Source organism: Anthropogastromicrobium aceti (assembly GCF_020687335.1).
GTDB classification, from domain to species: Bacteria; Bacillota; Clostridia; order Lachnospirales; family Lachnospiraceae; genus Anthropogastromicrobium; species Anthropogastromicrobium aceti.
This window is the reverse complement of record NZ_JAJEQN010000002.1, coordinates 1-13033: the sequence shown is the minus strand read 5'-3', so window position 1 is coordinate 13033 and position 13033 is coordinate 1. Positions and strand designations below refer to the sequence as shown.

The following is a 13033-nucleotide window of genomic DNA, read 5'->3' as shown; positions in this document are numbered from 1 at the left end:
AACATGGCAAAGGAAAAGAAATTAGTAGAAGCAATCACTTCAATGAATGAAGATTTTGCACAGTGGTATACAGACGTTGTAAAGAAAGCTGAGCTGTGTGATTATACAAGCGTAAAGGGATTTATGGCAATCAAGCCATATGGTTATGCAATCTGGGAGAATATCCAGCATGAACTTGACAGACGTTTTAAGGCAACTGGTGTACAGAACGTGGCAATGCCAATGTTTATTCCAGAGAGTCTTCTTGACAAGGAAAAGGATCATGTAGAAGGCTTTGCACCAGAGGTAGCCTGGGTTACTCATGGTGGACTGACCGAGCTGCCAGAGCGTATGTGTGTACGTCCGACTTCTGAGACATTATTCTGTGATTTTTATTCCAGAGACATTCATTCTTATCGTGATCTGCCGCGCGTATATAATCAGTGGTGTTCAGTTGTTCGTTGGGAGAAGGAGACTCGTCCATTTTTAAGAACAAGAGAGTTCTTATGGCAGGAGGGTCATACTGCTCATGCAACTGCAGAGGAGGCTGAGGAAAGAACAATCCAGATGTTAAATGTTTACGCTGATTTCTGTGAGGAAATACTGGCTATTCCTGTTCTTAAGGGTGTTAAGACTGATAAGGAGAAGTTTGCAGGTGCTGTATCTACTTATACCATCGAGGCTCTTATGCATGATGGAAAGGCTTTACAGTCTGGAACGAGCCACAACTTTGGAGACGGCTTTGCAAAGGCATTTGATGTAACCTTTGCAGATAAGGATAATAAGATTAAGCATGTTTACCAGACTTCATGGGGTATGACAACACGTATCATCGGTGCGTTAATCATGGTTCACGGAGATGACAGCGGTCTTGTTCTTCCACCAAGAATTGCTCCGACTCAGGTAACAGTTATTCCGATTGCAGCTCATAAGGAAGGTGTTATGGATAAGGCATATGCACTTAAGGAAGAGTTAGCAAAGAACTTCAGAACAACTATCGATGATTCTGATAAGGGACCAGGCTTTAAATTTGCAGAGGCAGAGATGCGTGGTATTCCGGTTCGTATCGAGGTAGGTCCGAAGGATATCGAGGCAGGACAGGCAGTAATTGTTCGCCGTGACACAAGAGAAAAGATCACCGTAAGCTTTGAGGAACTGTCAGCGAAGGTAGGTGAGATTCTTGAGACTATGCAAAAGGAAATGCTTGAGAGAGCAAGAGCACATAGAGATGCTCACACCTATACAGCAACAAATTATGAAGAGTTTAAGGATATTCTTGCAAATAAGCCAGGTTTTGTAAAGGCTATGTGGTGCGGTGACCGCGCATGTGAGGATAAGGTAAAGGAAGAGCTGTCAGCAACAAGCCGCTGCATGCCGTTTGAGCAGGAAGAGCTTTCTGACGTATGTGTATGCTGCGGAAAGAAAGCAAAGAAAATGGTTGTATGGGGCAAAGCATATTAATTTGCAACTATTCAGAGCCATGCAAAATTGCTTTCTGTGAATGCTTGCATTCAGACAGAATAGCAATTTTATATGGCGAGGTAACCACATGAGCAAAATAGAAGCATCGAAGATGCGATTTTGCGAATGGGGTTCTGAGTAGTTACTTTAATTGTGAAAAAAAATATAGAAGATACAGTAAAGATGTGTTACTATAGTATCATGCCAACGGGGGCAACAAGTTTGCCCCCACTGTCAAAATAGTAGGTTAGTAAACTAAAACATGAGTTAGCCGCCAGATAGCAGAGTAATCAGTTGGAAAGGAAACATCAGTATGTCGAAATATTCAAAGGAAGATATTTTACGCATGGTAGATGAGGAGGACGTTGGATTTATACGTCTGCAGTTTACAGATGTGTTTGGAACCGTAAAGAATATTGCAGTTACAGCAGGACAGCTAGAGCAGGCACTTAATAATGAATGTTCATTTGATGGCTCTGGCATTGACGGATTTGTGCGAATCGAAGAGGATGACATGTACTTGTATCCAGATTTGGATTCGTTTGAGATCTTTCCATGGAGACCTCAGACAGGCAAGGTTGCCCGTCTGATTTGTGATATCCATAAGTGTGATGGAACGCCATTTGAGGGGGATAGCCGTTATATATTAAAGCGGGTTATACGTGAGGCAGCCAAGATGGGAATTTATCCTTATATTGCCCCAGAATGTGAATTTTGTCTGTTTCCATATGATACAGACGGAGAGGTGATGCTGCAGACGCAGGGACATGGATCTTATTTTGATGTTGCACCGCTTGATACAGGTGAGAATGTCAGAAGAGATATTATTCTTGCACTTGAGGATATGGGAATTGATGTCAGAAGTTCCTATCATGAGCATTCACCTTATCAGCATGAGATTGATTTGCAGCCAGTGAATGCGCTTGCAGCAGCCGATAATATAGTGACATTTCGCATGACATGCAAAACTATTGCCAGCCGTCATGGACTGCATGCAACATTTATGCCAAAGCCGATGAATGACTCAGATGGCTGCGGTATGCATCTTAAGATGACGCTTATGGATTTAGAAGGCAATAACATTTTGTCCGATCCAGCTGATTCATATGGACTTAGTGAGCTTGGCTATCATTTTATGGCAGGTATCATGGCACATGTAAGAGGATTGACAGCAGTAACAAATCCGCTTGTAAATTCCTATAAGCGCATTGTTCCGGGAAATGAAGCACCGGCCTATATTGTATGGTCATCAGGCAATCGCTCACCATTAATCAGCGTTCCAAGAACATCTGCAAAGGATATGCATATTGAGCTTAGAAACCCTGACCCTTGTGTAAATTCCTATCTGGCATTTGCTGGTATCATTGCAGCAGGTCTTGAAGGAATTAAAAAGGGCTTAATGCCACAGGCAGCAACAGAATTAAATATTTATCGCCTCAGTGAAGAAGAGTGTGAGAAGCTGAATTTAAAGCGTCTGCCAAAGAGTTTATCAGAGGCAGTGGAGGAAATGGAAAATGATCCTCTTGTTATGAAGACGCTTGGCGAGTATATTTCCGGCAAATATGTTCGTGCAAAAAGGCGTGAGGTAAGTCAGTATCAGGCTTATGTAACTGATTGGGAAACCCGGCAGTATCTAAACAAGTATTAAGTGTAAATATTTTGATGTAACAGATACTGCAGCACGAAAATGTTATGTGTAAAAGGGGGAATCTCAGTGACAAATGTGATAGTGGCATTTCCCAAGCCGGAGGATGCAAAAAGTATCCGAAATATTTTAGTGAAAAATGGATTCCCCGTTGTTGCTGTCTGTACCTCGGGTGCTCAGACACTTCAATATGCCGATGATCTGCATAATGGAGTAGTTGTGTGCGGATACCGATTGACCGACATGATCTATAGTCAGCTTAGGGAGGATTTGTCGGAACAATTTGATATGCTGCTTCTTGCTTCAAGGCGGTTTACAAGTGAGGTAGATGATAAAAGGATTAGATGCGTAGCTATGCCGCTTAAGGTGCATGAGCTGCTTGCAAGTGTTGATGCGGCTGTAGAAGAAAGTGAGCTGCGAAAGAAAAAAGCACGTCAGCAGCCAAAACAGCGAAATGTGTTTGATAAGCAGCAGATTATGCTTGCAAAGGATCTTTTGATGAAGCAAAAGGGCATGACAGAGGAAGAAGCACATCGTTATCTGCAAAAAAGCAGTATGGCAAACGGGGTAAATATGATAGAGACAGCCCAGATGGTACTTTCCATATTGGGGAAAAATGTATAAGCCGTAACGGCGGAAAGAGGAGAAGAATGGCAAGAGTAAATGAAAATTATCTGAAGCTTCCGGGAAGCTATCTGTTTTCAAAAATTGGAAAGAAAGTAGCTGCTTACAGTGCAGCAAATCCAGATAAGAAGATTATCCGTTTAGGAATTGGTGATGTAACACAGCCAATTGCACCATCTATTATCGAAGCTACACATAAGGCAGTAGAGGAGATGGGTCATGCAGAGACTTTTCACGGCTATGCACCAGATCTTGGATATGAGTTTCTTCGCAGCGCCATTGCAAAGGAATATAAGGACAGAGGCTGCCATGTAGACATCGACGAAGTATTTGTTTCTGACGGTGCGAAGTGTGATTGCGGAAATATTCAGGAAATCTTTGCGGCAGACAGTGTTATTGCTGTATGTGACCCTGTTTACCCTGTATATGTTGACAGTAATGTTATGGCAGGACGCACTGGCGTTTACGATCCAAAGACCGAGACATGGAGCAATGTTATTTACATGCCGTGTACACAGGAAAACAATTTCACGCCGGCACTGCCAGAAAAGACACCAGATCTGATTTATCTTTGCTATCCGAATAACCCAACAGGAAGTGTTATCACAAAGGATGAGCTTCAGAAGTGGGTTGACTATGCAAATGAGAAGGGTTCAGTTATCATCTACGACGCAGCCTATGAAGCTTACATTTCAGAAGAAAATATTCCACATTCCATCTATGAGTGTGAAGGTGCAAGAACATGTGCAATTGAGCTTAGAAGCTTTTCTAAGAATGCCGGATTTACAGGAATGCGTCTTGGCTTTACTGTAATCCCGAAGGAATTGATGTGTGATGGTGTTGCACTTAATCCATTGTGGGCAAGACGTCATGGAACTAAGTACAACGGTGCTCCGTATATCATTCAGCGTGCAGGAGAGGCAGTTTACACTCCTCAGGGACAGGCTGAGCTTAAGGCACAGATTGATTATTACATGAATAACGCAAAAATGATCTTAACAGGTTTAAAGAGCGCAGGCTACAGCGTATCAGGAGGCGTAAATGCACCATACATTTGGTTAAAGACACCAGACGGCATGACAAGCTGGCAGTTCTTTGATTACCTGCTTGAGACTGTCAATATCGTAGGTACACCAGGATCAGGCTTTGGACCAAGCGGAGAGGGATACTTCCGTCTGACTGCATTTGGAAGTGCCGAGAATACTAAAGAGGCAATTGAGAGAATTGTAAAGATGTGATTTAACAGTTCACACGTCATGGCAGATTCATGAAATCCCATGCTTGCATGAGGATTTTGTGAATCAACATGACGAGGTGGACGCCCGTTCATGAACAAAACAAAGCTGCGCGCGTACTTTGTTCGCGCTTTGCAGCGGCGCACAGAATGTGCGGTTTTGTGAATGGCGTCCGTGGACTGTTAAAAATTAGAAAGAGGAAGGGCTGCTTTGTATGGAAGAATATCGTGTAAAAAAAGTAAACGAAATCAAACAGACAAGCATTACAGTTCATGTGCCCGGATCAAAAAGTATTACAAACAGGGCGCTGCTTTTAGCAGCGCTCGCAAAAGGAGAGAGTGCGCTTTCGGGCGTGCTCTTTTCTGATGATTCGAGACATTTTTTGGACTGTGTGCAAAAGCTTGGAATAGAAACAAAGGTAGAAGAGGATAACTGTAATGTTACTGTAAATGGTCATGGAGGACAGGTACCGGCAAAAGATGCCGCTATATATGTCGGAAGCGCCGGAACAGCAGCGCGCTTTTTAGCAGCATTTCTGGGGCTGTCAGAGGGAACTCACTATATGGATGCATCTGCACAGATGAGAAAGCGCCCTATGGGACCCCTTTTAAAGACGCTGACTGGCATCGGAGCATCATTTTTGTTTGAGGGACAGGATGGTCATTTTCCGTTTGAAGTGACAGGTGCAGGGCTGCTTATTGATGATAGTGACAATGAGAAAAAGCGTATTGATGTCAGCGTTAATATTAATGACAGCAGCCAGTTTTTAAGTGCACTGCTTATCTCACTTGGCGCATATGCAGGAGAGTCTGTAATTAGGGTAGAGGGAACTCATGGCATGGCTTATATCGACATGACGGTGCGTATGATGGAGCAGTTTGGAATAAAGGTACAGTCTGAGAATGGTGTGTACAAAATTGCTAAGCAGGGCGGTTATCAGGCAAAGAAGTATGATATAGAGCCAGATGTATCTGCTGCATGTTATTTTTATGCCATGGCAGCACTTCTTGGCATATCAGTTACAGTTTCTGGTGTGCATGAAGAATCACTGCAGGGAGATGTTGAATTTGTTCATATTCTTGAAAAAATGGGCTGTATCTGTGAAGATACACCAGAGGGAATCTGTGTGAGCAAACCAGCAAACGGTATCTTAAAAGGTGTGGATGTAAATATGCACAGCTGCTCAGATCAGGCTATTACATTGGCGGCAATTGCACCATTTGCTGATACACCGACTACCATACGTGGAATCGCGCATATCCGCTTACAGGAAAGCAATCGCATAGCGGCAATATGTACAGAGCTAACACGCATGGATATTCGCTGCGAGGAAGGCGAAGATAGTATCACGATATGGCCAGGAACGCCAAAGCCGGCACTGATCCAGACTTATGACGATCACCGCATGGCAATGGGCTTTAGCCTTGTAGGACTGCGCGCAGAGGGAATAGTCATCAACGATCCGATGTGCTGTAAAAAGACATTCGAGCATTATTTTGATGTGCTTGATGAGATTGTTGAAAAAATACAGATGTGAAACACATTGATATGAAAAAAGTTAATTAGTTTATCCGCGAACTGTAACAAAAACCGCCCATAGTTGATTCTATGGGCGGTAAATTTTTTTAGAAAGTAGATTATGGTCTGTTATGAAGATCAATATATTCCTTTTGTGTGCTAAGTGGCTTGTAAGCAGGACGTATGATCTTATCTCCAGTGATCAGCTCTTCCATGCGGTGTGCACTCCAACCAACAATACGTGCCATTGCAAAAAGCGGTGTAAACAGCTCCTCTGGGATGCCGAGCATACTATAAACAAAGCCACTGTAGAAGTCTACATTTGCGCATACGCCTTTGTAGATTGTGCGGCGCTTTGAAATTAAATCAACAGCAAGCTGCTCTACATTGGAATAAAGCTGATAATCATCCATGAGTCCTTTTTCTTCTGCAAGATCCTTGACAAAACCCTTAAAAATCTGTGCTCTTGGGTCAGAAACAGAGTAGACAGCATGTCCCATACCATAGATCAGACCCTTCTTATCAAAGGCTTCTTTGTTTAAAAGCTGACTTAAATAGAATACGATTTCATCTACATCTGATGTATCTTTTACATGCTTTTTAAGATCTTTCATCATCTGCTGAACCTTGATGTTGGCACCACCATGCTTTGGACCTTTAAGAGAACAAAGTGCAGCAGCCATAACGGAGTATGTGTCGGAGCCAGAAGAAGTGACAACGCGTGTGGTAAAGGTGGAGTTATTTCCGCCGCCATGCTCCATGTGAAGGACAAGTGCAATATCAAGAACAAGTGCTTCCAATTTTGTAAATTTCTTATCAGGACGAAGCATGCGAAGAATATTTTCAGCCGTAGACAAGGACATGTCAGGTCTGTGGATGTAAAGACTCTTATTTCTTTCATAATGAGAATACGCACGATAGCCGTAGACAGCTAGCATTGGAAATTCACTGATCAGCATCAAACACTGACGAAGTACATTGGAGAGACTGGTGTCATTAAGTGTATCGTCATAGCTTCCAAGTGTAAGAACACTTCGCGTCATGGAATTCATAATATCCTTTCCAGAAGCTTTCATAATAACATCGCGCACAAAATTAGTTGGGAGTCTGCGTAAGGAAGCGAGAAGCTCAGTAAATTCTGCCAGTTCTTTTTCATCAGGAAGTTTGGAGAATAGAAGGAGATAGGTGGTTTCTTCAAAGCCAAAACGTTTTTCTCGTACAAAGCCATTGACAAGATCGTTGATATTATAACCACGGTAGGAAAGTTTTCCTTCCTGAGGATGCTTGTTGCCTTGTTCGTCAAACCAGTAAGCAGATACGTCTGAAATATTAGTAAGTCCAGCGACAACACCGTTGCCAGCCTTATCACGAAGTCCACGTTTTACACCATAAGTATCAAAAAGAGTGGGATCCATTGCGGCATTTTCCAGACACTGTGGAATCATAGATTCAGAAAAAGAAGCTGCTTGTTTTGTTAATGCATTCATAGGTGAGACCTGCCTTTCTGCCGCGGCGGCGGCGCGTATGCGATTATTATAACGATAAAAAAGACACTTGTCAAAGGAATTGTCCCAGATAAGTGTCTTTTTATGTTAATTTTACATCATTTAAATGATTTTTTAATTTTTTTTATTTATTTCTTCCGCAGCAGTACTTATATTTTTTACCGCTTCCACAAGGACACGGATCGTTACGGCCGATCTTCTTATCCTTTACGATGGTAGTAGAAGACTTCTGTTCTTTGTAAAGCTCCTTGCGGCGCTCTGGAGTAAGAAGTGCATCCCACTGAGGAAGGGTATAAAGCCATTCAGCCTTTGCACCAACCATGTTGTAGTACAGCTTTTCTTTATCATAATCTAAAGAGAGCTCAGTTGTCTCATCCATTGTTTCGATTGGGTTTGGCTGCTTCAAACTGTCATTGATGCCATCTAAAATACCAACCATAACCATCTTGTCAATGCCGTATTTTTCAGCCAGCTGCGGGATGGTTCCGGTTACGACTTCGTTATCGGCAAGAAGAGACTCATAAAATCCCTTCTCAATTACAAAATAATGATTCCAGAACTGATTGTACTGTTCCTGAGTCATGTTCTCGTTGTAGGCACTGCCTCTCCACTGCTCAAGTAATGTCATAATAATCCTCCAATTTTTACCGTATTGCACAGGTGCACCAAAAAGGGCACACACAGTCAGTATAGCAGAAAACGTAGATTTTGCAAGGGGTTTGTTTACAATTCACAAGCCAAACAAAAGCATTTTGACGCCTTTTATTAAAGCTGTTTGAGAGACTGCAGTGCATGTTTTGCGAGAATCAGAGTAAAGTGCTCTTTATAGTAACTCTCAGTGCCTGCATTACAGTGGATGCTTTCTGCATGTTCTGACAAAATATTGCATACTTTATTGAATGTTTGAGGAGAGTGATCACCCTTGTGCAGGACAAGATAGTAGCGGTTATGCTGTGGATCCTTATATAAAGAATTGTCAGCATCATATGCACTCTGCAGTGCACGGGATGCGCGGCAGACATCATCAATAGACAAGAATGCATAAACACGGAAGAAATCTGGCTCACTTATATAGGCTGGATCAGTAGGTTCATCATCGAGCTGAGCCTGTTGTTCACATAGGCGTTTAAATTCCTCAATAATTTCATCTGCCTTGGTGTCTCCAAAGGCTGCCTCAATGTCTGCAAAGTCACCAGAGAAATCGTCGTCATCAATTGCTGGTGAAAATTTGGAAAAACGAGTATCAATTTCATCTGGATCTTCAACCTTCGTTATGACAAGAACGAGGTTATCGCCAGACATAGGAACGGCCTCAATCATAAGCGGCATGTTTTCCGCATGGAAATTAAATTCTCTTGAAGCCTGAGAAAGCATTTCCTGAAATAGAGAACGTGCCTTTTCAGAGCCATAGGCAAGTTCGCCAATATTTATATGATGGTTTTGCAGATCAGCCTGTGTTAACGTGCAGCGAATCTGCTTGTCACTTATTTTTTCAATGCGCATTCACTCACATCCTTCCTAATTCAAAATAAAAGGTGTCATGCGTGATTTTTTGCGACACCTCATTAACATGATACACCTATTTTGCACATAATTCAAGAAAAATTTATCGCACGGTAGACTTTATCTAGGGAGCAAGTTGCAGTTCACGCCAGTCAAATATTTACAGCCAAGCCCGAAGGTGAATGGATTTCACGAGGCGGACACTTGAAGCAGGTCTTTCAAAGTAATGTATAATAAGAAAGAACATAAAAGGAACCTGCGGAGTTTGGTCCGCCGACGAAACCATTGCACCGTAGGGCTTTCGTAAAATTACGCGCGAACTGTACGTAATTTTTAAGGAATATTTACAATATGTAGTTTTTTCTTAAAAAAGCGTGAAGATAATTGATTTATTTCGAATTTTAGTATAAGCTGAGAGTAACGGCAGGAAAGCGAGTACCTGCTGTTTGCTGAAAAATGGAACGCACAGACTGGCAGAGTGACAAAGCCCTTGAAAGGGAGGCAATTACGCATAAGACTCAGCACATGACGGCGAACACGGTATATGAATTACATCACACAGATTCGTATAAGAATCATACACATCAGGAAAAGCTGGATGAGAGACAGTTTTCTGGCGTGTTGTCCACTTCAGCAGACAAAAGAGAACGTAAGCCATGTTAAAATAACAAAAGAAACGAGAAAGGCAGATAGGAAATAAACAGCAGGCAGCTGCAGCACCGAACCTCTTATCTGCCTTTGCCACAAACAGAAAAGGAAAAACTTATGGGTGATGAAAAAAATTCTGAAAAGGATTTTGAGAAGGAAAAAAAGAAAAAAATAGAAAAGGAACCAGAAAAACAGACGAAAAAGGCGCCAAAACCGAAAAAAAGGAAGAAAAAAGGAAAAGCAGGATTTTTATTTATACTTCTGATTTTATTGGCAGTGATTGGAGCAGGTGTGTATCTTTTGATTCCGTCAAAGAATCGAGTAAGCCATAATCAATATTTTGGTCTTGAGGATGACAATCAGTATGGACTTATTGTAAATTCCGAGATTGTTGATATTACGAATGGTGCACCGTTTGAGGAAAATGGTGTATGGTATCTTCCGTTTTCTACGCTTTACTATGAGATTAGCGATGCCTTTTATTATGACGGTCTGGCATTATTATATACAGATCCGCTCCAAACATATTCTGCAGCACCGGGAGAAAGCTTTTATACTGATTCAGATGGAATTAAGTATACACTGACATATCAGCCGTGCTATTTTAAAGATGGAAGCTTATGTATTGCGCTTGATTATCTTAAGCTGATGGACTACTCTTATTATACAGTTGACGATACGATGAAGTCCATCTGGGTATTTAATGACTGGAGCGAGCAGCCGCGCGCATCTTTACTGAAAGATACAAAGGCGCGTACACAGGCCGGTATCAAGAATGATATTGTGGCTTCACTGGCTACTGACGATGTTGTTACTGTATTAGAGCAGGGAGCATCCTGGAGTCGCGTACAGACACAGACTGGTCTGGTTGGATATGTGCAGAATAAGATGCTTGGTGAGATTAAGGAGGAGGCAAAGGCTGTTCCAGATGGAAGACCTCTGCCAAAGTATACGAATATCGCAATGGATGAGATGGTTGTGATGGGATGGCATCAAGTATTTAGTGAATCGGGATATAGTCAGCTTGATGATATAATCTCGACAGCAAAGGGCATGAATGTAATTTGTCCAACCTGGTTTACTATTAAGGATAATGATGGAAATATTCAAAATCTGGGTGAAAAGAAATATGTAACAAAAGCGCATAAGGCAGGCCTTCAGGTATGGGTTATGCTTGATGATATTAATATTTCAACAGATGGCCTTCAGGTTTTTGGAACAACTTCACACAGGAAAACATTGATTACAGCTGTGATTGACGCGGTGAAGGAGCTTGGAGCGGATGGCATTAATCTGGATGTGGAAACCATTAAATCTGATGTGGGACCTTCTTACATACAGTTTATCCGTGAACTGTCTGCTGCCTGTCGTAAGGAAAAGCTTGTTCTTTCGGTAGATAATTATTCACCAATGCCGCACACAGCATTTTATGACAGAACACAGCAGGGGCAGGTTGTCGATTATGTTGTTGTCATGGCATATGATGAGCATTATGTAAAAGGACCAGAAGCAGGAAGCACATCTTCTCTTGCATTTGTAAAGCAGTCGGCAGAGCGCACTATAGCCGAGGTACCAAAGGAAAAGGTGATTGTAGGTCTTCCATTTTACAGCAGACTGTGGTGTGAGACACCAGCGGAGAGTGAGTCTGATAAGACTGATAATTCGCAGGTTTTTGTTGATAACAGCGATGGTGCATATGATTCTAAGAACAACAAATATCTGTTAAGCAGCAAAGGTGTCAGCATGGAGGGCGAGAATAACATAATTCGTGAGCATGATCTGAGTCTGACATGGCTTGATGATGTCGGTCAGTTTTACACTGAGTATGAGGAGAATGGTTCGTGGTATCGCCTTTGGGTCGAAGATGAAAATTCCATGGATTTAAAGATGCAGGCGGCATGCTCATATGAGCCGGGAGGCGTTGCATTCTTTAAATTAAATATGGAAAATAAGGAAACGTGGAGCATTATTCGAAAATATACAGATAAGTGATGAATAAGCCATAAGATAAAACGTTCAGGTCAGCAATATATGACCTGAACGTTTTTGTCTTAAGAAGCATTGCAAAATATGGATAAGTATATGGGTAATGTCAATATACTAGAAAAGAGAATGATAAAATATGAGGTCAGTGTGAAACAGACAGCAAAATTTATAATGATGCTTTTGATTCTTTCGCTGGCATATGTAATGCCGGCAGCCACCACAAAAAAGATACAGCAGGTATCTACAGTCCCACAAAAAACAGTAACGGTGATTCTTGATGCCGGACATGGGGCAGATGATTCAGGTAAGGTTGGAATAAACCAGGTGCTTGAAAAAGATATTAATTTGGAGATTGCAAAGTATGTAAAAGAGTTTCTTGAAAATGAAGGAATTAATGTAGTCATGACAAGGGAAGATGACAGTCCACTGTATCAGTCATCAGAACGCAATAAAAAACTTGCAGATATGAAAAAGCGTATTCAGATCATGGTTGACTGTGATGCAGATATAGCAGTGAGCATTCACCAGAATAGTTATACACAGGAATCAGTCAAAGGACCACAGGTGTTTTATTATAAAGATTCAGCAGAAGGAAAAAAGCTTGCTGCAAGTATACAGGAAGCTTTTGATCTTGTAATTGGAGATGAAAATACAAGAACAATAAAGCCAAACGGAGAATATTATCTGCTTGTCCATTCGCCAATGCCTCTTGTGATATGTGAGTGTGGCTTTTTAAGCAATTGGGAGGAAGCAAAGCTTCTTGCAACGCCAGCCTATCAAAAGTCAATAGCAAAAGCAATAGGGCAGGGAATATTAGAATACCTTGCGAATGAAAAGATATTATGATAATATGATACCAGGGTCAAAAGCTCCAAAAGCCGTTCGTGCTTGCACGATTAGGTTTTTGAGCTTGGGACCCGCAAAAACAT

General features: G+C 41.8%; 10 protein-coding genes. 7 read left to right on the top strand and 3 right to left on the bottom strand.

From position 1 onward, the window contains the following. The first annotated feature begins 3 nt into the window (after positions 1–3). From proS to aroA, 5 genes are all read left to right on the top strand, one after another. Entirely contained in the window at positions 4–1440 is a 1437-nt protein-coding gene (gene proS / locus LKD48_RS00775) for a proline--tRNA ligase (RefSeq protein WP_118613669.1), read from the top strand. 313 nt (positions 1441–1753) lie between these two features. Next, the gene (locus tag LKD48_RS00770) at positions 1754–3088 is read left to right on the top strand and encodes a glutamine synthetase family protein (RefSeq protein WP_118613667.1); all 1335 of its coding nucleotides are present in this window, start codon (positions 1754–1756) and stop codon (positions 3086–3088) included. A 66-nt stretch (positions 3089–3154) separates the two neighbouring features. Next, positions 3155–3709 (top strand): ANTAR domain-containing response regulator, encoded by a 555-nt coding sequence (locus LKD48_RS00765; RefSeq protein WP_308730864.1) that lies wholly within the window; start codon positions 3155–3157, stop codon positions 3707–3709. A gap of 26 nt (positions 3710–3735) precedes the next feature. Then, positions 3736–4947 carry an LL-diaminopimelate aminotransferase gene (locus tag LKD48_RS00760; protein WP_118613665.1) on the top strand — a complete coding sequence of 404 codons (1212 nt, stop codon included), beginning with the start codon at positions 3736–3738 and terminating at the stop codon, positions 4945–4947. A gap of 211 nt (positions 4948–5158) precedes the next feature. Further along, positions 5159–6481: a 3-phosphoshikimate 1-carboxyvinyltransferase gene (gene aroA, locus LKD48_RS00755; RefSeq protein WP_308730863.1), complete on the top strand. Its 1323-nt coding sequence runs from the start codon at positions 5159–5161 to the stop codon at positions 6479–6481. A 100-nt stretch (positions 6482–6581) separates the two neighbouring features. Here the strand turns inward: aroA and LKD48_RS00750 are convergent, their stop codons facing one another. The 3 genes from LKD48_RS00750 to LKD48_RS00740 all read right to left on the bottom strand — a co-directional run bounded on the left by LKD48_RS00750 (position 6582) and on the right by LKD48_RS00740 (position 9470). Further along, positions 6582–7949: a citrate/2-methylcitrate synthase gene (locus tag LKD48_RS00750; RefSeq protein WP_118613663.1), complete on the bottom strand. Its 1368-nt coding sequence runs from the start codon at positions 7947–7949 to the stop codon at positions 6582–6584. A 142-nt stretch (positions 7950–8091) separates the two neighbouring features. Further along, positions 8092–8595, bottom strand: a complete 504-nt coding sequence (locus LKD48_RS00745; protein WP_118613661.1) for an SEC-C metal-binding domain-containing protein — start codon at positions 8593–8595, stop codon at positions 8092–8094. Between the two features lie 137 nt (positions 8596–8732). Further along, positions 8733–9470: an adaptor protein MecA gene (locus tag LKD48_RS00740; protein ID WP_308730862.1), complete on the bottom strand. Its 738-nt coding sequence runs from the start codon at positions 9468–9470 to the stop codon at positions 8733–8735. A gap of 765 nt (positions 9471–10235) precedes the next feature. Here LKD48_RS00740 and LKD48_RS00735 point away from each other — a divergent pair. Both LKD48_RS00735 and LKD48_RS00730 read left to right on the top strand, forming a co-directional pair. Continuing rightward, positions 10236–12110 (top strand): glycosyl hydrolase family 18 protein, encoded by a 1875-nt coding sequence (locus tag LKD48_RS00735; protein WP_308730861.1) that lies wholly within the window; start codon positions 10236–10238, stop codon positions 12108–12110. Between the two features lie 78 nt (positions 12111–12188). Then, positions 12189–12950, top strand: a complete 762-nt coding sequence (locus tag LKD48_RS00730) for an N-acetylmuramoyl-L-alanine amidase (protein WP_308730860.1) — start codon at positions 12189–12191, stop codon at positions 12948–12950. The last annotated feature ends 83 nt before the right edge of the window (positions 12951–13033 follow it).